Source organism: Streptomyces sp. 8N616 (assembly GCF_052246385.1).
GTDB lineage: Bacteria > Actinomycetota > Actinomycetes > Streptomycetales > Streptomycetaceae > Streptomyces.
On record NZ_JBQQBY010000010.1, the window covers coordinates 12,857 to 31,544 of the forward strand.

Consider the following 18,688-nt stretch of genomic DNA (forward strand, 5'->3'; position numbering starts at 1 on the left):
GCGCGAAAGGCCGGTGGGCCGCACTCCCTGTGAAGGAGTGCGGCCCACCGGCATGGGCGTGGGCTCGATCAAGCCGCCGTCAGCGCACCTCGCTGATCTCGGGACCGCGCTGGAGCCGGTCCACGCCGCCCGCGAACCGCGAGCCCTCGGCCTGCTCCTGCTGGACGCCCTCGGGCACCATCTGGGCGTCGTCCGGCAGCTTGAGCACGATCGGGTCGCGCGGAGCCATCGGCCCTTCGCCGCGCACCACGACCGTGTCCCTGAAGATCTGCTCCAGCAGCCCCGCGGCCTGCGGCTGCACCGCGCCCTGCCCGGAGATCACACCGCGCAGGAACCAGCGCGGCCCGTCGACACCGATGAAGCGCACGAGCTGCACGCCGTTGGTGCCGTCCGGCAGCTGTACGGGCACCTGGGCGCGCAGCTCCCAGCCGAGCGGGCCCTCGACCTCGTCGACCACACCGCCCTGCTGGGTGATGCCCCCGGCGATCTCCGCTCGGACCTCGCCCCAGATGCCTTCCTTCTTGGGTGCGGCGAACGCCTGCAGCTGCACGGCGCTGTCCCGCAGCACCACGGTGGCGGCGACGATCGAGTCCCCTGCGACCTCGACCCGCAGCTCCATGCCCTCGACTCCGGGCACGAAGATCCCGCCCAGGTCCACTCGCCCTTCGCCGGGGTTACCGACCTCGGAGATGTCCCAGGGGCCATCGGGGCGCGGGGCCGGCGGCAGGCTCACCCGGCGGTGCCCGCCGGTGTCCTCCGCGGCGCCGTCCGGCTCGAACTCGTCCGAGCCGACGCCGTCGGCCAGCCGGTCGGCTGCGCCCGCAGTATTCTCAGCGTCTGCGCGTCCCTTGCGACGACGTCCGAACACGTCACTGTCCTTCCCGGTCGGCAACGACCGCTGCGTAATCATTTCCCCCGGCGGAGCCGCCCACTGCGGCATGGCCGCCGGTGGACCCGAAGCCTCCATCGGCCCGTGCGGAGCCGGGAAGCTCCGCCACCTCGTGGAAGCGCACCTTCTCGACCTGCTGGACGACCAGTTGGGCAACCCGGTCGAACCGCTCGAACCGTACGGTCTCCCGCGGGTCCAGATTGACCACGATCACCTTGATCTCTCCACGGTACCCGGCATCGACCGTCCCAGGTGCATTCACGAGGGCCACACCGCAGCGGGCGGCGAGGCCCGAGCGCGGATGCACGAAGGCCGCGTACCCGTCGGGGAGCGCGACGGACACACCGGTCGGCAGGACGGCCCGCTCGCCGGGGGCCAGCTCGGCGGGCTCCGTGGTCACGAGGTCGGCGCCCGCGTCGCCGGGATGACCGTACGCGGGGATGGGCACCTGCGGATCCAGCCGCCGGATCAGGACGTCGACAGGGGGACGGCTCACGGGTTCACCTCGAATGCGCGCGCGACCTTCACGTGGTCCGGATCGGCGAGCGCGGCCTTGATCTCCGCGTCCCGGCCGTGCTCGATGAAGTGGTCGACCTTGACCTCTATGAAGAGGGCGTCGGCGCGCACGGCGACCAGCCCCTCGGGGCCGCCGATCCGGCCGACGGCCGAGGAGTAGATCTTGCGGCCGTGCACCGCGGTGACCTGCGCGTCCAGGTGCAGCACGGTGTCCACGGGCACGGGCCGGACGAAGTCGGTCTCCAGCCGCCCGGTCACCGCGACCACGCGCAGCAGCCAGTTCAGCGAGCCCAGCGTCTCGTCCAGGGCCGTGGCCAGGACGCCGCCGTGCGCGAGGCCGGGCGCGCCCTGGTGCGCGGGCCTGACGGTGAACTCGGCGGTCACGCTGACGTCCTCGCCCGCGCGCGCTGCCAGCTGCAGACCGTGCGGCTGCTCTCCGCCGCATCCGAAGCACTGACCGTAGTGGGAGCCGAGGAGCTCGCCGGGCGGAGGCGCTTCGGGGTGCCGTACGGGCGGCCTGGCACCTGCCGGCGGCCTCAGCGATGCAGTTGGTCCACTCACGAGTGCTGACCCTACCCGCGCACGCGGGGCGCGAGCGCGCGCGTGCCAAGCTTGTGCGCATGCAGTCCTACGAAGAACGCCTCACCGCGCCCCGGTCGTGGTGGGCCGTCGCGGTCCTCGCGGGGCTCTCCCTGGCGCTGATCCTGCTCCCCTTCGGCACGCTGCCGATGCTGGGCGGGCTGATCGGCGGGGTGGCGCTGGCGGCGGTCGCGGTGAGCTCGTACGGCTCCGCGCGGATCCGGGTGGTGGCGGGCTCGCTGGTCGCCGGGGACGCGCGCATCCCGGTCGAGGCACTGGGAGAGGCCGAGGTGCTGGACGCGGACGAGGCGGCCGCCTGGCGGACGTACAAGGCCGATCCGCGGGCGTATCTGCTGCTGCGCAGCTACATCCCCACCGCGCTGCGGGTGGAGGTCACGGACCCGGCGGACCCGACGCCGTACGTCTATGTGTCGACCCGGGACCCCGAGGGGCTGGCCGCGGCGCTGGCGGCCGTACGGGCCTGAGGCGGCACCGGGCATCATCGGGGGCCGGAGAGGCCCGGAGGGGGAGCCTGGGTGGTCAGCTCCCGGGCTTCCTGAGGTGGTCGTGGTGCTGGATCGCCTTGGGGCTGCCCGGCTCCTCGATCTCGTGGGGCAGCCCGGCGGACGGCAGGGCGTCCCAGGGGACCTGGCGCTTGCGCAGGTCCTTGCGGATCTTCTCGGCGAGCCTTCTGGTGTCCCGCCGGTTCATCGTGGCGCCGACGGCGGCGCCGATCATGAACGGCAGGAGGTTCGGCAGATTGCGCATCGTGCGCTTGAGGACCTGCTGCCGCAGCTCCCGCCTCATCTGGACGCCCAGGGCCGCGTTGACGGTCAGCGGTCTGGTGACGTCGATGCCGCGCTCGTCCGCCCAGGAGCCGAGATACGCGGTCGCGCGCTGTTTGAAGGTGCCCGGAACTCTGATCCCGTAGACCTCGTGCAGCTCGGCGATGAGCTTGAGCTCCACCGACGCGACGCCGACGACCTCGGCCGTGAGTTCCGCGGGCAGCGCGGGCGGCACGGGCATCATCGCGGCGGCGCCGACGCTCGCGCCGACCGCCGCGGAGCCCTTCGCGGCCCCGGCCACCAGCTTGTCCGCGATCTCCTCGGGACCGAGGCCCGGGAACTGGCGGCGCAGCGTGGCGAGGTCGCGCACCGGAATGCGCGGCGCGGTCTCGATGATCCGGTCAGCGATCATCGAGAGTCCGTGGCGGGCGCCCCGTCGGCCCTTGGTCACGCCACGGCCGGCCGCTGCTGCGAGCGAGGCCGCCCGGCCTCGCTCGCCGCGTGCGCCCGGAGAGGACCGCCACCGCCCGAAGGGACCCCTGCGGAGCGGCGTGGAGCCTGTCACGGCCGGCCTGTTCTCAGGCCGCGCAGTCGCGGCAGATCGGCTGGCCGTTCTTCTCCGCTGCCAGCTGGCTGCGGTGGTGCACGAGGAAGCAGCTCATGCACGTGAACTCGTCGGCCTGGCGGGGCAGCACGCGGACGGACAGCTCCTCGTTGGAGAGGTCCGCACCGGGCAGCTCCAGGCCCTCGGCCTGCTCGAACTCGTCGACGTCGACGGTCGAGGTCGACTTGTCGTTCCGCCGGGCCTTGAGTTCCTCGATGCTGTCCTCGTTGAGGTCGTCATCGGTCTTGCGTGGGGTGTCGTAATCCGTTGCCATGTCGCTCTCCCCCTCTGGGTGTCTGCGGTGTCTCCAGCGCACGTAACGCGTGAGAGGCCGGACTTGTGCCCGACCCGAGGCGGAGATTTTGCCTCACATCAAGGTCTGTTACTCAATCGACACCCAACCGCACCCCTGAAGAGGTGATCGGCTTGGATGGCGATCGGGACCGTACACCGTCCTGTTGTCGCACTACACACGGCCTCCCCGTGTACTTCCCGTGATCAGGACCCCCGGAAACCAGGATCTTCCCGGCTTCTGGAACCGCTTATGACCACGGAGAGTAGATGGCCGAAAATTCGCCCATGTGATCGATCACACACGGTCGCCCGCGGAGATTTCCGAGCATAACTCGGGAAATTCCGCTCAAAGCGAACCACCCCCTCCCCCGGCCATCTCAGACGGGAAGGATGACGCGCAGGACGAGCCCGCCACCCTCGCGCGGCTCCGCCGTGACGCTGCCGCCGTGCGCCCGTGCCACGGACCGGACGATCGAGAGACCCAGACCCACCCCCCTGTCGCTGCCGGTCCGCTCCGTACGGAGCCTGCGGAACGGCTCGAAGATGTTGTCCAGCTCGTACGCCGGGACCACGGGTCCCGTGTTCGAGACCACCAGCAGTGCCTGGCCCGGCCGGGTCTCGGTGGTGACCTCGACCCAGCCCCCGGGGTGGTTGTAGCGCACGGCATTCTGCACCAGGTTCAGCGCGACCCGCTCCAGCAGCACTCCGTTGCCCTGGACAACGGCCGGTACCCGCTCCCCGCGCAGCTCCACACCCTTGGACTGGGCCTCCTCGCGGGCCTGCTCCACCACCTGCGAGGCGACCTCGGACAGGTCCACGGGCTTGCGGTCGACGATCTCGTTGTCGCTCCTGGCCAGCAGCAGCAGACCCTCCACCAGCTGTTCGCTGCGCTCGTTGGTGGCCAGCAGCGTCTTGCCGAGCTGGGTCAGCTCGGGGGAAGCGGCGGGGTCGGAGAGCTGGACCTCGAGCAGCGTGCGGTTGATCGCCAGCGGCGTGCGCAGCTCGTGCGAGGCGTTCGCCACGAAGCGGCGCTGGGCGTCGAAGGCCCGCGCCAGCCGGTCGAGCATCCCGTCGAAGGTGTCGGCCAGCTCCTTGAACTCGTCGTCGGGACCGTCGAGTTCGATCCGCCGCGACAGGTCGGTGCCGACCACCTGGCGGGCCGTACGGGTGATCCGGCCGAGCGGCGAGAGCACCCGGCCGGCCATCGCGTAGCCGAAGGCGAAGGCGACCACGCTGAGGCCGAGGAGGGCGAGCAGCGAGCGGCGCAGGAGGTCGTCGAGCGCGACCTGCTTCTGGTGGTCCATGCAGGCGTCGAGGACGACGTTGGCCTCGTCGGCCGACATCCCGGGCCTGAGATCGGGACACGCGTTGCTGGTCAGCTGCACCTTGCTGCCCGGGAGCAGCTTGAACAGCGGCTCGTTCCCGACGTTGAGCGCCTGCGCGGCCAGCAGGTAGATGATCGAGAGCAGCAGGATGCCCGCGATCAGGAACATGCCGCCGTAGAGCAGCGTGAGCCGTATCCGGATGGTCGGGCGCAGCCAGGGGAAGGGACGGGAGGGGTGGCGCGGGTCCCAGGTGGGCTTGGGCGGCGCCGCGGGGGGCGCCGGGGTCTGGGTCATCGCGTCAGATCCGGTAGCCGGAGCCGGGGACGGTGACGATCACGGGCGGCTCTCCGAGCTTGCGGCGGAGGGTCATCACGGTCACCCGGACAACGTTGGTGAAGGGGTCGGTGTTCTCGTCCCAGGCCTTCTCGAGAAGCTGCTCCGCCGAGACCACGGCGCCCTCGCCGCGCATCAGCACCTCGAGCACCGCGAACTCCTTCGGCGCGAGCGGCACCTCCTTGCCGTTCCGGAAGACCTCCCGCCGGTTCGGGTCCAGCTTGATCCCGGCGCGTTCCAGGACGGGCGGGAGAGCCACGGTCGTACGGCGCCCCAGAGCCCGTACGCGCGCGGTGAGCTCGGTGAAGGCGAAGGGCTTGGGGAGGTAGTCGTCCGCGCCGATCTCCAGGCCCTCCACGCGGTCGCTGACGTCGCCGGACGCGGTGAGCATCAGGACGCGGGTCGGCAGGCCGAGTTCGACGATCTTGCGGCACACGTCGTCGCCGTGCACCAGCGGGAGGTCACGGTCGAGGACGACCACGTCGTAGTCGTTGACCTCGATGCGCTCCAGGGCGGCGGCGCCGTCATACACGACGTCGACGGCCATGGCCTCCCGGCGCAGTCCGGTGGCCACCGCATCGGCGAGCAGTTGCTCGTCCTCGACGACGAGTACGCGCACGGCGCATTTCCTTCCCTACGGGCCTGTGGGCAGGCCGATTTCCAACTGTCGAAGCCCCTCCATCCTGCCTCGAAGGCTCATAAACCGGGGGTAAGGGGTCCAGGCGGAAGGGGAAATTCAGGAATCTCCGCATCTTGAGGTTTCCCTGAGGTGACGGGAGGGGAGGACGAATGCACACCCGAGATCACGCCCTGTACGCGGCATGCCACACGGCACCCTTTTTGCGGCTGCCGAGCGCGGGTCGCCCCCGCGGAGTCCGGGCGCGTGATCACCCGCCGTCGGCACACCCCCAGTGCCACCGACCCACGACGAGGGGGCGCAAATGGACGCGTTCACCGCAGGACTGCTGCAGCGCATACGAACCACGGAGTCCGACCTGACGCGCGCTCGAGAGATGGGCGATGACTTCCTCGCCGAGGTGGAGCAGGGAGAGCTGGACGACCTGCACCGCCTGGCCGCCGAGCACGGCGTGGAAATCGGCGCTCTGAGCTCCTGACCCTGGTCCGGCGGAAGCTCCCCGACACCCGAAGGTGCCGGGGCGCTTTCGCGTCCGTCGGGCCGCGGCCCCGCAAGGCGCGCGCCGTGTGCGGGGGACCCGTGGCGCGGGCCGGCGGCGCCGGAACGGCCGCGGGCACGGCAGCAGGGCCGGGGCCGCCGGGAGGGGCAGTGGCTCAGTCGTGCCAGGCGCCCAGTTCGTCCAGGAGCTGCTGGAGGGGCTCGAAGAGGCCCGGGGAGGCGGCGACCGCCAGTTTGGTCGACAGGGACTCGCCCGGGCGCCCGCCGGTGCGAGCACCCGCCTCGCGGGCGATCAGCTCGCCCGCGGCGAAGTCCCACGGGTTGAGCCCGCGCTCGTAATAGCCGTCGAGCCGGCCGCAGGCCACATCGCACAGGTCGATCGCCGCGGACCCGCCGCGCCGGATGTCGCGGACCCTCGGCAGCACGTTGCGCACGATCTCGGCCTGAGCTGCGCGGCGCTCGGTCACATAGCCGAAGCCGGTGCCGACCAGGGCCTGCTCCAGGCTCGGCGCGGGGCGCGCCTCCAGGCGCCGGTCCCCGATGTACGCGCCCTCGCCGAGCACCGCCCGGAACGTCTCGCCCCGGCTCGGGATCTCGACCACGCCCACAGCCGTCTCGCCGTCGATCTCCGCGGCGATGCTGACAGCCCACGCCGGGAGCCCGTAAAGGTAGTTGACCGTGCCGTCGATGGGGTCGATGACCCAGCGCACGCCGCTGCTGCCTGCCGTACTCGAGCCCTCCTCCCCGAGGAAGCCGTCGTCGGGGCGCGCCTCGCAGAGATAGCCGGTGATCAGCTTCTCGGACGCTATGTCCATTTCGGTGACCACGTCGATGGCGCTGGTCTTGGTCGCGGCGACGCCGAGGTCGGCCGGGCGGCTGTCGCGCAGCAGCGCCCCGGCCCGGCGGGCGGCCGCCAGGGCGAGGGTCAGGAGTTCGTCCTTGAGCCGGTCGGTCACAGTGCTCCCTGGTCCTGCTGTCGGGGGTACGGGCTGTCGGCGCCCGCGGCGGCGGGGCGCGGCGCCCGGGCGGGGCAGCAGCCCACCGGGCAGAGGTCGTGGCTCGGGCCGAGCGCGCCCAGCGCGCAGCGCTCCACCGCACGCCCTCGCTCCACGGCCGCGCGCTCCAGAACCAGGTCGCGGATGCCCGCCGCGAAGCGCGGGTCGGCTCCGACGGTCGCGGCCCGGGTGACCGGCAGCCCCAGCTCCTCGGCCTTGGCCGCGGCCTCCGTGTCGAGGTCGTACTTGACCTCCATGTGGTCGGAGACGAACCCGATCGGGACCATCACCACCGCCGGAGCACCCGCGCCGTGCAGCTCCTCCAGGTGCTCGCAGATGTCCGGCTCCAGCCAGGGGATGTGCGGGGCGCCGCTGCGCGACTGGTAGACGAGCTGCCAGGGGCGGTCGACCCTCGTGGCCTCCCGGACCGCACCGGCGATCTGGCGGGCCACGTCCAGGTGCTGGGCGACGTACGCGCCGCCCTCACCGTGCGCCTCGACGGGCCCCGAGGTGTCGGCGGCGGAGGTCGGGATGGAGTGCGTGGTGAACGCCAGGTGCGCCCCGGCCCGTACGGCGGCGGGCAGCCCGTCGAGCGCTGCGAGCGTCGCGTCGATCATGGGCTGTACGAAGCCGGGGTGGTTGAAGTAGTGCCGCAGCTTGTCCACCCGCGGCAGCGGCAGCCCCTCGGCATCCAGGGTGGCGAGCGCGTCCGCGAGGTTCTCGCGGTACTGGCGGCAGCCCGAGTACGAGGCGTACGCGCTGGTGGCGAAGACCAGGATGCGCCGCCGGCCGTGGGCCGCCATCTCGCGCAGGGTGTCCGTCAGATAGGGCGCCCAGTTGCGGTTGCCCCAGTAGACGGGCAGCTCGACGCCGTGCTCGGCGAAGTCCTTGCGCAGCGCGTGCAGCAGCTCGCGGTTCTGGGCGTTGATCGGGCTCACGCCGCCGAAGAGGAAGTAGTGCTGCCCCACCTCCTTCAGACGCTCACGGGGGATGCCGCGGCCGCGGGTGACGTTCTCCAGGAACGGCACGACATCGTCGGGGCCTTCGGGACCGCCGAAGGAGAGGAGGAGCAGAGCGTCGTACGGGGCGTGGGCGGGCTGTTCGGACATGCCCTCGATCCTGCCACCCTCGTCTGCGCCGCGCCGGGTCCGCCCCCGCGCTCACCCCCGTGAACCGGTGGCGCCGGGCCCCGAGGGCGCCCGTAAGCTGTGTCGCCTGTGTACGCGCCTTACGTCGCCGGTTGTGGGCATTCGTTCCGCGGGGGCGCAACGAATGCCCACAACCCATTCGTCGCGACGCGGACCGTGAGTATGATCACCCTCCAACTGGCCGGGATCCTGCCGTTTCCGGCCGTGGCGCAGTGGTGGACGCCGCCGGGCCCGCGCGGGGTACGCGGTGCCGGCCGCGGCCGGGGCGCTCGCGGCGGCGGTGGCATTCCTGGGGTACCGCCGGCCGAGGCCGGCACCCGAGCGGGGAGGGGCTGCGGCAGATGACCGACAAGAGCACCGCGTGGCGCAACTGGGCAGGGAACGTCACCGCCCGCCCGGCACGGTCCCTGGCACCGGCCTCCGCGGAGGAGCTGGCGCGGATCGTCGCCGCCGCGGCCGAGGACGGCCAGACGGTGAAGCCCGTCGGCACAGGCCACTCCTTCACGGCGACGGCGGCCACGGACGGGGTGCTCATACGGCCGGAACGGCTCACCGGGATACGGGAGATCGACCGCGCCGCGGGAACCGTCACGGTCGGCGCCGGCACGCCCCTCAAGCAGCTCAGCCAGGCGCTCGCGGCCGAAGGCCTGTCGCTGACGAACATGGGCGACATCATGGAGCAGACGGTCGCCGGGGCCACCAGCACCGGCACGCACGGCACCGGCCGCGACTCCGCCTCCATCGCCGCCCAGATCACGGCACTTGAGCTGGTCACCGCCGACGGCTCGCTGCTCCGCTGCTCCGAGAAGGAGAACTCCCAGGTCTTCGCGGCCGCCCGGGTCGGTCTCGGCGCGCTGGGCGTCGTCACGTCGATCACCTTCGCCGTGGAACCGGTCTTCCTGCTGACCGCGCGCGAGGAGCCGATGCGCTTCGACCGGGTGACCGCGGAGTTCGGCCAACTCGTCGCGGAGAACGAGCACTTCGAGTTCTACTGGTTCCCGCACACCGCCCACTGCAACACCAAGCGCAACAACCGCAGCGCAGGGCCCGCCGCACCGCTCAGCCGGGTCAAGGGCTGGATCGACGACGAGCTGCTCTCCAACGTCGTCTTCCAGGCGGCCTGTTCGGTGGGCCGGGCCGTGCCCGGCGCCATCCCCGGCATCGCGCGGATCTCGAGCCGCGCGATCTCGGCCCGCACCTACACCGATATTCCTTACAAGGTCTTCACCAGTCCCCGCAGGGTCCGTTTCATCGAGATGGAGTACGCCGTCCCGCGCGAGGCCGCGGTCGATGCGCTGCGCGAGCTCAAAGCCATGGTCGACCGCTCGGATCTGCGGGTCGGCTTCCCGGTGGAGGTACGGGTCGCCCCGGCCGACGACATCGCGCTGTCCACCGCGTCGGGGCGGGAATCCGCGTACATCGCCGTTCACATGTACCAGGGCACCCCGCACCAGGCGTATTTCACCGCGGTCGAGCGGATCATGACGGCTCATGGCGGGCGGCCGCACTGGGGCAAGCTGCACAGCCGCGACGCGGAGTACCTGGCCGGGGTGTATCCGCGCTTCGGCGAATTCACGGCGCTGCGCGACCGGTTGGACCCCCAGCGGGTGTTCGGCAACGCGTATCTGCGGCGCGTGCTGGGGGACTGAACCGGCCGAACTGCCGCCCGAGGCGCCCTCCGTGCCGGTGGCCCCGTGAGCGGAGTAATCCATTCCGATTCGGGGGGTTCTGTGAAAACCCCACGTGGTCTCCGCGGCAACGACGGCCAACTCCCTTTCGGGCGACAAGTTCGGCGGCGCGGCGGGTCCACCCAGGTGGCCCGAATGGAGTACTGTGGCGAGCCCTGGCTCCGGTATCCCATCCTGCCGTCCGGACCTACCGGGGGGCCGGAGGCGGCACTCGGATCGGTGGAGCCGCGGCGGACACGGGTAACGGCGCGCAGAAACGATCGGCACGGTCACTGAGAGTTGCAAATAGGTAACCGTGTCATAACGGCTGATCCGGGCGCATGCCCGACACGCCGGGCAACTCGGCAATGTTGTGGCAGGCTGCACCCGGGCAGGCCACACTCGTCTAGCGGAAGCAGCGACGCACGTGACGTCGGCAGGCACCACCCGGGAGGTCCCCATGCCCGAACTGCGTGTCGTGGCCGTCAGCAACGACGGCACACGGCTGGTGCTGAAGGCTGCGGACAGCACGGAGTACACGCTTCCGATCGACGAGCGGCTCCGCGCCGCCGTGCGCAACGACCGCGCCCGGCTGGGGCAGATCGAGATCGAAGTCGAGAGCCATCTCCGGCCCCGCGACATCCAGGCGCGTATACGAGCCGGTGCCTCCGCCGAGGAGGTCGCTCAGCTCGCCGGCATCCCGGTCGACCGGGTGCGGCGCTTCGAAGGCCCGGTCCTCGCCGAGCGCGCCTTCATGGCCGAGCGGGCCAGGAAGACGCCCGTCCGCCGGCCCGGCGAGAACACCGGACCGCAGTTGGGGGAGGCGGTCTCGGAGCGGCTGCTGCTGCGCGGCGCCGACCGGGAGACCGTGCAGTGGGACTCCTGGCGGCGGGACGACGGCACTTGGGAAGTGCTGCTCGTCTACCGGGTCGCGGGCGAGCCGCACTCGGCGAGCTGGACGTACGACCCGCCACGGCGGCTCGTACAGGCCGTGGACGACGAGGCGCGGGCGCTGATCGGCGAGACGGACGACACGCCGGAGCCGAGCTTCCCGTTCGTGCCGCGGATCGCACGGCTGCCGCGCGAGCGGACGGACGAACGGTCCGAGCGGACCGACCGGCCCGCCGACCGGTCGGCTCCGGCCCCCGCGCCGGAGACGGAGGAGAGCGGCGACCGGGACTCGCTGACCAGCCTGTTGGAGGCGGTGCCGAGCTTCCGTGGCGACATGGTCGTGCCGGAGCCTGCGGCGGCGCCGCCCGAGGAGTCGGACGAGGAGCCGGAGACCCCGGCGGAGCCGGCGGCTCCGGCCGCGGCCGGAGCGGGTTCCGTGTACGCGGGCGTTTTGGTGTCGCCTTCGGTCACCTCCCCCCGGGACCGGCTCACGGGCACGACGGACCGTCAGGCCGAGGCGGACGGCGTCCGCCCGGGTCGCCGCGCGGCGGTCCCGAGCTGGGACGAGATCGTCTTCGGCACGCGCCGCAAGAAGCAGGACTGACCCGCCCCAAGGCGGCTCTACGAGGAACCCCCGGCCTCCGGCCGGGGGTTCCCTTTTCCCGCCGAACCCGCCCCGAAGGGGGCGGGTGGACACGGACCCCGGCCCGCGGCCGGGGAAACGGCGGGTAAGCACGGGCTCCGGTCCGGAGCCGGGAGGCGCTCGCCGCGCTGCCCTCCGCTCGAGCGCGGGCACGACGAGCCGTGGTGAGCGGCGAATCCCGGCCGAAGGCCCAGAGTTCCTTCTTCCCGCCCACCCGCCCCAAAAGGGGGCGGTCGGCGCGGACTTTGGCCCCGGGGCCGGGAAAGCGGCGGTTGAGCACGGGCTCCGGCCCGGAGCCGGGCGGCGCACGCCGCGGGGCCGTGCGGTCAAGCACGGGCACAACGTGGCGTGGTGAGCGGCGCGAATCCCGCTTGGAGGCCGGGGGTTCCATCCCGCCCGCTCCACAGGGGCGGAAGCGACTCCGGCCTGAGGCCCGAAAACGCCCGGGCGGGCCGGGAATCCCGAAGGGGCGGGTGGCACGGATTTCGGCCTGGGCCGGAAGGGGCGGATTTCGGGCGGAGGCTCAGGAGTTGGCGGGAGTCAGCCCGGGTCGGCGCCGGTGGCCACCGGGCGGCTGGGGTCGGCGGACCATTCGCTCCAGGAGCCGACGTAGAGCGCGGCGGGGATGCCCGCGACGGCGAGCGCGAGGACCTCGTGCGCCGCCGAGACCCCCGAGCCGCAGTAGACGCCGACCCGCGCCTCCTCCTTCGCGCCCAGCGCCGCGAACCGCTCCCGCAGCTCCGGCGCGGCCCGGAAGCGCCCGTCCTCCGTGGCGTTCTCCGTCGTGGGAGCGGACACCGCACCCGGGATGTGCCCGGCGACCGGGTCGATCGGCTCGACCTCGCCCCGGTACCGCTCCCCCGCCCGCGCGTCCAGCAGCACGCCCGAGCGCGCGAGCGCCGCCGCGTCGTCCGCGGAGAGCAGCGGAAGGGCACCGGGCCGCGGGACGAAGGTGCCTTCCGCGGGCTCCGGGGCCACGGTCGAGAGCGGGCGCCCCTCGGCGGTCCAGGCCGCGAGACCGCCGTCCAGGACACGTACGTCCTCGTGTCCCGCCCACCGCAGCAGCCACCACGCCCGCGCCGCGCCCCACCCGGGACCGCCGTCGTATGCAACGACCGGCCGGTCGGCCGAGACGCCCGCTCTGCGCATCGCGGCACCGAAGACGTCGAGGTCCGGGAGCGGGTGCCGCCCGCGGCCCGCGCCCGCGGGTCCGGCCAGCTCGGTGTCGAGGTCGATGTAGACGGCTCCCGGCAGGTGACCCTCGTCGTACGCGGGCCGTCCCGGCGGGCCGCCGAGCTGCCAGCGCACGTCGAGCAGGACCGGCGGGCGCTCGCCCGCGGACTCGCCCGCGAGTTCGGATGCGGTGATGATGGCATTCATGGTGCCCATCCTCGCGCAGTCCCGCCTGCGCCGTGCCGTGCACCCGCGCACACCCGCGAGGCCCGAAACGACCCCCTGATGGCACAGGTACGCCATGAGCAACGGCCGCCGAGACCGAACCGCAATAACGCAGAAAAGGAAGCGAAATACCAAATCGGGCATCGTCCGGCGGGAACCAGCCGATTGCGGCGCGGTCGAGGGTTACTGCGCGTGCTGGAGTGCAAGCATCTGGTGGGCGCCCGCAGCGCACAACAGGTACGGCGGCGCACCCTGCCCCCGCACGGCCACCACGATGGTCCGAGGAGAGAGTGACGATGACCGGTGCACCGACTCGGCGCACTCCGGGCACACCCTGCTGGGTGAGCCTGATGGTTCACAGCCTGTCCACAACCCAGGACTTCTACGGCGCCCTGTTCGGCTGGACGTTCAGTCCGGGTCCCCGGCAACTGGGCCCGTACGTCCGCGCGTATCTCGACAACCGGGTCGTCGCCGGGATCGGCGAGCTGCCCCGCGGGCGGCACCTGCCGGTCGCCTGGACGACCTACATGGCCTCGGACGACGCCGATGCCACGGCCGAGCAGATCCGCGCCTGCGGCGGCACCGTCGGCGTGGGCCCGCTGGACGCCGGGGAGGCCGGACGGCTGGTCATCGCCTCGGACACGACGGGCGCCGTGTTCGGCGTCTGGCAGGGCGGCGAGCACCTCAGCGCGGAGCTGTCCGGCGAGCCCGGCACACCCGTCTGGAACGAGCTGCTGACCCAGGACACTTCGACGGTCGCGAAGTTCTACGCGGCCGTCTTCGGCTACGACACCGAGTCGGTCGTCCCGGCCGGCCTCGACGACCTGACCCTGCATCTGGAGGGGCGCCCTGTGGCCGCGATCCACGGTGTGGGGAACGGGCTGCGGCGCGACCGCGGTCCGCACTGGATGACGTACTTCGCGGTTGACGACACGGATGCGGCGGCGCGCAGGGTGGCCGAGCTGGGCGGGCGCGTGGTGCGGCCGCCGTGGGACGCTTCGATGGGGCGGCTCGCGACGGTCGAGGACCCCGAGGGCGCGGTCTTCACGATCGTCGCCGTTGCGCGCTGAACAACGGCCGGAACAGCAACCTGAACAACGGCCTGAACAGCGGCGCCGGGTGATGCGCTAGCCGCAGCCGTCATCCGCGGGTGTCGACCGGCAGCACATCGGGCGACAGCGCGGCAGCCCGCGCGGCGGCCGCGGTCATCCTGCGCCGGTGGTGGCGCCGGCACAGGACCTCGTAACCCACCTCGTCCTCGGGCCTGTTGACGTCTCCGACCACGACCTGGGCTCCCTCGACGACCATCCGCCCGCCCACCGTACGGCGTTGTGGGTGGCGCGGGCGCCGCACCAGCACAGGGCCTCGACCTGGAGGACCTCGACTCGGTCGGCGAGTTCGACCAGCCGCTGGGAGCCGGGGAAGAGCTTGGTGCGGAAGTCGGTGGTGATCCCGAAGGCGAAGACGTCCAGCCCGAGGTCGTCGACGATCCGGGCGAGCTGGTCGATCTGCCCGGGCTCCAAGAACTGCGCCTCGTCGGCGATCACGTAGTCGGCGCGGCCGCCGGCAGAGAGGTACCCGACGAGATGGGCGTAGAAGTCGAAGCCGGGGCCCGCCTCGGTCGCCTTCGTGACCAGACCGAGCCTGGAGGAGAGCTTGCCCTCGCCCGCCCGGTCGTCCCGGGTGAAGATCAGCCCCTCCAGGCCCCGGGCCGAGCGGTTGTGCTCGATCTGCAGAGCGAGGGTCCTTTTGCTTGACCAATCGCCACATGGATCAAACTTCCCCGGTAGTTCGGGTTGGCGGCGGGGCGGGCTGCTCTTAGGGCGATGGTGGGTAGCCAACCGCCGAGCTCGGGGGGCTGAAGATGGCTGCCCTTCGTCCGTGCCTGGCCGCGCCGGGACCGCTGGAGGCGTACGCAGCCCAGTTCGATGACCTCTTCGTCAGCCTCGCGCAGCGGCACGGGTTTCGCGAGTACCTGACCGGACCGCCGACGCCTCAGGAGCGGGACACGACGAGGACGTGCTAGCCGACGGTCTTCGGCTGGAGGGCCGACCGTACGTCGGTAAGCAGCACCTCGGCGCCCGAGTACCGCCCGGGCGCGCGAGCGTCCAGGACGACGGCGGCGTCCGCCGAGCCGTTCCTCGCCCTGCCGCCGAGCGCGGGCGTGCTGCGCGACTTCTGGCTCGCCTTGGACGAACGCGCAGGCCGCCCACCGCGCATCGGCGCGGAGATCGCCGGTACGGAGGAGACGCACGAGGCCTTCGTCGCGGGCCTCGGCGTCTGCCTGGTGGCCACAGGCAACGCCCGGCTGATCACCCTGGGCGATGTGACGACGCGGCCGGTACGGGAGCTCAGCCCCAGCCGCTACGCCCTGGCATGGCGCCGGGAGGACGGGCGGCGACCGCTGGTGCGGGAGTATGCGGAGGCGCGCGCGAGCAAGCCCAACAAGTAGCGCGCTCGCCTTCGTTGTCGTGAACCACCCTCTCTCGAACGAGAGTCGAGCGTCCCCTACGGGTTCCCACGACCGACCGCGTAGAGCGTTCCACTCCGCTCGCATCGGGGCCTTCGCTGGAGCAATTGTGCTTCTATGGATGCAGCCTTGGCAGAGGAGACGCGCGAAGGGCGGGATGCGCTGCATGCTGGACGACGCCTGCCTCTCCGCGGCCGCGGCAGCCGGCACCGCCATGGCCGAGGCCACCGTGACCGAGGCGTGGCACTCCATACGCTCCTTCGCAGCGCGGCTGCTGAGCCGGGGTGACGCGCGGGCCGAACAGGAGCATCTGGCCCGGCTGGACCGCGACATGGCCGCGCTGGCGGAATCGCGCGACGCACGGACACGCATCCGGCTGGAGGCCGCCTGGCAGACGCGGTTCGAGATGCTGCTGGAGACGGCGCCGGACGGCGAGCGCACCGAACTCGCCGCAGAGCTTCGGCAGTTGGTGCGGCTGCGGCATGATACGCACGCCGCCACGGCACCACCCGGTCCGGTGCCGCACGCGCCGCTGCTCCCCGGGGCGGCGTCACACCCCCCGCGGCCACCCGGTCCGCTGCCGCATTCCCCTCCCCCACCCGTGTCGGCCGCGCCCACTCCGCCCCCGCGCGCCGAGGGGACACCGTCACTCGACGGCGCGGGCGATGCTCCCTCGCTCGTCGGGAGCATTCCGGCCGAGGCGGGGCCGTTCCGCCACCGTGCCGAGGCCGACCTGCTGGATACCCTCTTCGACGAGCCGTCCGCCACCTGGGCTCTTGTCGGGCCCGCCGGGGTGGGCAAGACGCGGCTGGCCGCCCACCTGGCCCGGCGCGTGCTGCTGGACGGGGCGGCCGACCTGGTGGTGTGACGCCGAACAGCCGTGAAGTCCGGCGCGCCACCTGTTCCCGGCGGCCCCTCTGGTGGTCGGCAGGTTCGGCATGGCCGGCACGAGCCGCTGTGCTCGATCGTCCAGGCGCTGCTGCGCCGGGACTCGGACGCGGACCGAGCCGGGGCGTTCGCCCTGCTCGACGCAGCGCTGCGGGACGAGCGCCCCGAGGTCCGAGAGCCGTCGCAGCGCCAGCAGGGCGCCGCACCGCAACAGCCGGGCCGCGCACGACTGACCGGGGCGCCGGTCGCGTCAAGACCTTCATCGGTCGTGCAAGTTCGCGAGGGCCGCGTAGGCTCCCGAGGTGCCGCCCGGGCTTACAGACCGTGCTCGTCCATCAGGCGCATCAGGTTCCGCTTGCGTTTCTGGAGGGTGCGCAAGGCGGTGATGTACGCGGTGAATTCGTCCGGTGTACCCAGGCGTTGGTGGCAGTCGCGGATGCTCAGCAGCAGGCGGACGAGCTGCTCGTATACCGCGTTGCCGGTCTGCCTGGTGAGCGGCTCGGCCAGGCGCACGTAGACGCCGAGTGCGTCGGCGGGACGGTCGGCACGAACCCGGTCGGCGAGGGTGAGCCACTGCCGGTCGTGGGCGCCGGTTTCGGTGGCGGCCTGCCAAGCCGCATCGACGTCCTTGTCGTCGAGCAGGGCATCGACCAGGACGGGGCCGCCGTACCAGCCCTGTTGCCGCCGCCCGGCGTCGGCGCGCAGCAGGGCCACCGCTCTCTCGCGCTCGGCCTGCCAGCACTCGGCGGCCCGCGCGGCGGCGCGCAACTGCTGGTAGGCGAGCAGGGTGCGACGGGCGCCGAAGTGATCGCGGCGCAGGGCGACGACGTCGGGAAGCCGGGCCGCCTGCGCGTAGCGGTCGCACAGGTAGTCGACGAGGGCGGTGTCGACGGCGGCGGGGTCCCGGGCGTCCCGGACGCCGCGTTCCGCCCAGCGCAAGGCCTCGTCGGGGCGCCCCGCGGTGTCCAGTTCCCGGGCGATGACCAGGTGCGTGTGACCGTTCGGTGCGAGGTCGGCCGCGTGCACGGCGATCACCGCTTCGACGTCGCCGCCCGCCTTGGCCAGGCGTTCCATCAGGTACTTCTCGGCCCAGCCGGTACGGTTGCCCCGCCATGCCTCGACCGCCAGTTTCCGCAGGGCGGTCATCCCCCGTTCGCCGAGGACGTCCTCGTAGTCGAGCGGATCGATGTCGGTGAGGTCGTCGGCGTCGCCGAGCACATGGCCGACCAACCAGCGCGCGAGCTCCTCCGGGTCGGGGCGCGCCGCACAGCACGCTTCGCGGTGGGCGTCGGCGAGGTGGCCACCGACCTGCCCGAGCCGGCCGTCGGAGTCGTCGACGCTCTCCAGCACCTCAGCCAGCAGCTGCATCGCCTCCCGCGCCAGGATGATCGCGTCGGCGGCCCGGCCCGAGCCGGTCAGCGCCCTGATCGCGGACACCGCCTGCCCGGCCTGGTCGGAGTAGGCACCGGCATCGGCGTACTCGACATACCCGTACTGCGCGAACGGGCCGATGTCGAGAAGTTCGCGGACGCGAGCCCGGACCTCGGCGAGGTCTCCTCGGGCGCTCGCGGCCCGCAGCTCCAGGCGGCGGCGCAACTGCCGGTCCTCGGCGACCTGTTCCCGCACCAGGACGAGCAACTCGTCCTTGGAGAGCTCGGACAGCCAGGCGTCGAGGTCCCGTGCGCGGTCCCGGGCCGCCTTCCGCTGCCGCGGCAGGCTCTCCGACCGGGCGAGCACCGTCAGGCCGAGGGCGACCAGGTGCTTGCAGAAGTTGCCCTCCAAGCCGTACGGGCAGTCGCACTCGCCGGCCGGCTCGCCGGGCCCGTCCAGGGTCAGCTCCACCTCGTACCGTTCCGTGCCGTGGACGGTCGCGGTGACCCAGCCATCCCCGACCTCGACCCCGGACACCGCATCCAGATACCCGAGCCCACGCTTGAAGGAACGGACACCGGCCAGCGCCCTGAGATTCGCCTCGGTGAAGCCGCCCATGGTTCTACCGCCCCGCCCAATCCGTGCACTTGATGCTCCGCCAGCCTAGAGTCACCCCGGCACGCCGGGCCCCGCTCCAGCACCGCCCGGGTGACTTCGGTCAGCAGGACGGCTCCTGAGGCGTCGGCGCAGCGCCGGT

The 18,688-nt window shown here is 72.3% G+C and carries 17 protein-coding genes and 3 pseudogenes; 8 read left to right on the forward strand and 12 right to left on the reverse strand.

The window, feature by feature from the left end:
- Positions 1-79 precede the first annotated feature (79 nt).
- From ACTWQC_RS11260 to ACTWQC_RS11270, 3 genes are read right to left on the reverse strand one after another with little or no spacing between them, the layout of a single operon-like run.
- Positions 80-868, reverse strand: coding sequence for a DUF3710 domain-containing protein (locus ACTWQC_RS11260; protein ID WP_443315473.1), 789 nt, complete (start codon positions 866-868; stop codon positions 80-82).
- A 1-nt stretch (position 869) separates the two neighbouring features.
- Positions 870-1,385, reverse strand: a complete 516-nt coding sequence (gene dut / locus ACTWQC_RS11265; protein WP_443315474.1) for a dUTP diphosphatase — start codon at positions 1,383-1,385, stop codon at positions 870-872.
- On the reverse strand, positions 1,382-1,966 hold the full coding sequence (locus ACTWQC_RS11270; RefSeq protein WP_443315475.1) for a PaaI family thioesterase: 585 nt from the start codon (positions 1,964-1,966) through the stop codon (positions 1,382-1,384). The genes dut and ACTWQC_RS11270 overlap by 4 nt, the downstream gene beginning before the upstream one ends.
- Before the next feature lie 59 nt (positions 1,967-2,025).
- On the opposite strand from ACTWQC_RS11270, the gene ACTWQC_RS11275 reads away from it, so the two are divergent.
- A complete protein-coding gene (locus ACTWQC_RS11275; RefSeq protein ID WP_443315476.1) occupies positions 2,026-2,469 on the forward strand; it encodes a DUF3093 domain-containing protein in 444 nt (147 codons plus the stop codon).
- Positions 2,470-2,524: 55 nt separating this feature from the next.
- Here ACTWQC_RS11275 and ACTWQC_RS11280 read toward each other — a convergent pair whose 3' ends face one another.
- The 4 genes from ACTWQC_RS11280 to ACTWQC_RS11295 all read right to left on the reverse strand — a co-directional run bounded on the left by ACTWQC_RS11280 (position 2,525) and on the right by ACTWQC_RS11295 (position 5,944).
- Positions 2,525-3,334 (reverse strand): hypothetical protein, encoded by an 810-nt coding sequence (locus ACTWQC_RS11280; protein ID WP_443315477.1) that lies wholly within the window; start codon positions 3,332-3,334, stop codon positions 2,525-2,527.
- A 13-nt stretch (positions 3,335-3,347) separates the two neighbouring features.
- Positions 3,348-3,647 (reverse strand): DUF4193 domain-containing protein, encoded by a 300-nt coding sequence (locus ACTWQC_RS11285; protein WP_360852194.1) that lies wholly within the window; start codon positions 3,645-3,647, stop codon positions 3,348-3,350.
- 397 nt (positions 3,648-4,044) lie between these two features.
- Positions 4,045-5,286, reverse strand: coding sequence for a sensor histidine kinase (locus ACTWQC_RS11290; RefSeq protein ID WP_443315478.1), 1,242 nt, complete (start codon positions 5,284-5,286; stop codon positions 4,045-4,047).
- A gap of 4 nt (positions 5,287-5,290) precedes the next feature.
- Positions 5,291-5,944: a response regulator transcription factor gene (locus ACTWQC_RS11295; protein WP_443315479.1), complete on the reverse strand. Its 654-nt coding sequence runs from the start codon at positions 5,942-5,944 to the stop codon at positions 5,291-5,293.
- 322 nt (positions 5,945-6,266) lie between these two features.
- Between ACTWQC_RS11295 and ACTWQC_RS11300 the strand changes: the two genes are divergently transcribed.
- A complete protein-coding gene (locus ACTWQC_RS11300) occupies positions 6,267-6,440 on the forward strand; it encodes a hypothetical protein (protein WP_443315480.1) in 174 nt (57 codons plus the stop codon).
- Positions 6,441-6,615: 175 nt separating this feature from the next.
- Here the strand turns inward: ACTWQC_RS11300 and ACTWQC_RS11305 are convergent, their stop codons facing one another.
- Positions 6,616-7,416 carry an inositol monophosphatase family protein gene (locus tag ACTWQC_RS11305; protein WP_443315481.1) on the reverse strand — a complete coding sequence of 267 codons (801 nt, stop codon included), beginning with the start codon at positions 7,414-7,416 and terminating at the stop codon, positions 6,616-6,618.
- A complete protein-coding gene (locus ACTWQC_RS11310) occupies positions 7,413-8,564 on the reverse strand; it encodes a ferrochelatase (RefSeq protein ID WP_443315482.1) in 1,152 nt (383 codons plus the stop codon). The genes ACTWQC_RS11305 and ACTWQC_RS11310 overlap by 4 nt, the downstream gene beginning before the upstream one ends.
- Before the next feature lie 380 nt (positions 8,565-8,944).
- Here ACTWQC_RS11310 and ACTWQC_RS11315 point away from each other — a divergent pair, with 380 nt between their 5' ends.
- Both ACTWQC_RS11315 and sepH read left to right on the forward strand, forming a co-directional pair.
- The gene (locus ACTWQC_RS11315; protein WP_443315483.1) at positions 8,945-10,252 is read left to right on the forward strand and encodes a D-arabinono-1,4-lactone oxidase; all 1,308 of its coding nucleotides are present in this window, start codon (positions 8,945-8,947) and stop codon (positions 10,250-10,252) included.
- 445 nt (positions 10,253-10,697) lie between these two features.
- On the forward strand, positions 10,698-11,765 hold the full coding sequence (gene sepH / locus ACTWQC_RS11320; protein ID WP_443315484.1) for a septation protein SepH: 1,068 nt from the start codon (positions 10,698-10,700) through the stop codon (positions 11,763-11,765).
- A 579-nt stretch (positions 11,766-12,344) separates the two neighbouring features.
- Here sepH and ACTWQC_RS11325 read toward each other — a convergent pair.
- Complete coding sequence (locus ACTWQC_RS11325) at positions 12,345-13,184, reverse strand: sulfurtransferase (protein WP_443315485.1); 840 nt, start codon at positions 13,182-13,184, stop codon at positions 12,345-12,347.
- Between the two features lie 314 nt (positions 13,185-13,498).
- Between ACTWQC_RS11325 and ACTWQC_RS11330 the strand changes: the two genes are divergently transcribed.
- Positions 13,499-14,272 carry a VOC family protein gene (locus ACTWQC_RS11330; RefSeq protein ID WP_443315486.1) on the forward strand — a complete coding sequence of 258 codons (774 nt, stop codon included), beginning with the start codon at positions 13,499-13,501 and terminating at the stop codon, positions 14,270-14,272.
- A 70-nt stretch (positions 14,273-14,342) separates the two neighbouring features.
- On the opposite strand, the pseudogene ACTWQC_RS11335 reads toward ACTWQC_RS11330, so the two are convergent.
- Positions 14,343-14,938, reverse strand: a pseudogene (locus tag ACTWQC_RS11335) (thymidine kinase).
- A gap of 128 nt (positions 14,939-15,066) precedes the next feature.
- On the opposite strand from ACTWQC_RS11335, the pseudogene ACTWQC_RS11340 reads away from it, so the two are divergent.
- The 3 genes and pseudogenes from ACTWQC_RS11340 to ACTWQC_RS11350 all read left to right on the forward strand — a co-directional run.
- A pseudogene (locus ACTWQC_RS11340) lies at positions 15,067-15,225 on the forward strand (IS701 family transposase); the annotation flags it as partial.
- 102 nt (positions 15,226-15,327) lie between these two features.
- A pseudogene (locus ACTWQC_RS11345) lies at positions 15,328-15,654 on the forward strand (LysR substrate-binding domain-containing protein); the annotation flags it as partial.
- Positions 15,655-15,838: 184 nt separating this feature from the next.
- Positions 15,839-16,540 carry a hypothetical protein gene (locus ACTWQC_RS11350; RefSeq protein ID WP_443315487.1) on the forward strand — a complete coding sequence of 234 codons (702 nt, stop codon included), beginning with the start codon at positions 15,839-15,841 and terminating at the stop codon, positions 16,538-16,540.
- Positions 16,541-16,875: 335 nt separating this feature from the next.
- Here the strand turns inward: ACTWQC_RS11350 and ACTWQC_RS11355 are convergent, their stop codons facing one another.
- Positions 16,876-18,549: an SWIM zinc finger family protein gene (locus ACTWQC_RS11355; protein ID WP_443315488.1), complete on the reverse strand. Its 1,674-nt coding sequence runs from the start codon at positions 18,547-18,549 to the stop codon at positions 16,876-16,878.
- Positions 18,550-18,688 lie beyond the last annotated feature (139 nt).

Bases quoted from the DNA above. Each gene is read 5' to 3' on its own strand.
- ACTWQC_RS11275 (WP_443315476.1), top strand. From the start codon at position 2,026: ATGCAGTCCTACGAAGAACGCCTCACCGCGCCCCGGTCGTGGTGGGCC.
- ACTWQC_RS11285 (WP_360852194.1), bottom strand. From the start codon at position 3,647: ATGGCAACGGATTACGACACCCCACGCAAGACCGATGACGACCTCAAC.
- ACTWQC_RS11290 (WP_443315478.1), bottom strand. From the start codon at position 5,286: ATGACCCAGACCCCGGCGCCCCCCGCGGCGCCGCCCAAGCCCACCTGG.
- ACTWQC_RS11300 (WP_443315480.1), top strand. From the start codon at position 6,267: ATGGACGCGTTCACCGCAGGACTGCTGCAGCGCATACGAACCACGGAG.
- ACTWQC_RS11310 (WP_443315482.1), bottom strand. From the start codon at position 8,564: ATGTCCGAACAGCCCGCCCACGCCCCGTACGACGCTCTGCTCCTCCTC.
- ACTWQC_RS11315 (WP_443315483.1), top strand. From the start codon at position 8,945: ATGACCGACAAGAGCACCGCGTGGCGCAACTGGGCAGGGAACGTCACC.
- ACTWQC_RS11325 (WP_443315485.1), bottom strand. From the start codon at position 13,184: ATGAATGCCATCATCACCGCATCCGAACTCGCGGGCGAGTCCGCGGGC.
- ACTWQC_RS11330 (WP_443315486.1), top strand. From the start codon at position 13,499: ATGACCGGTGCACCGACTCGGCGCACTCCGGGCACACCCTGCTGGGTG.
- ACTWQC_RS11350 (WP_443315487.1), top strand. From the start codon at position 15,839: ATGCTGGACGACGCCTGCCTCTCCGCGGCCGCGGCAGCCGGCACCGCC.
- ACTWQC_RS11355 (WP_443315488.1), bottom strand. From the start codon at position 18,549: ATGGGCGGCTTCACCGAGGCGAATCTCAGGGCGCTGGCCGGTGTCCGT.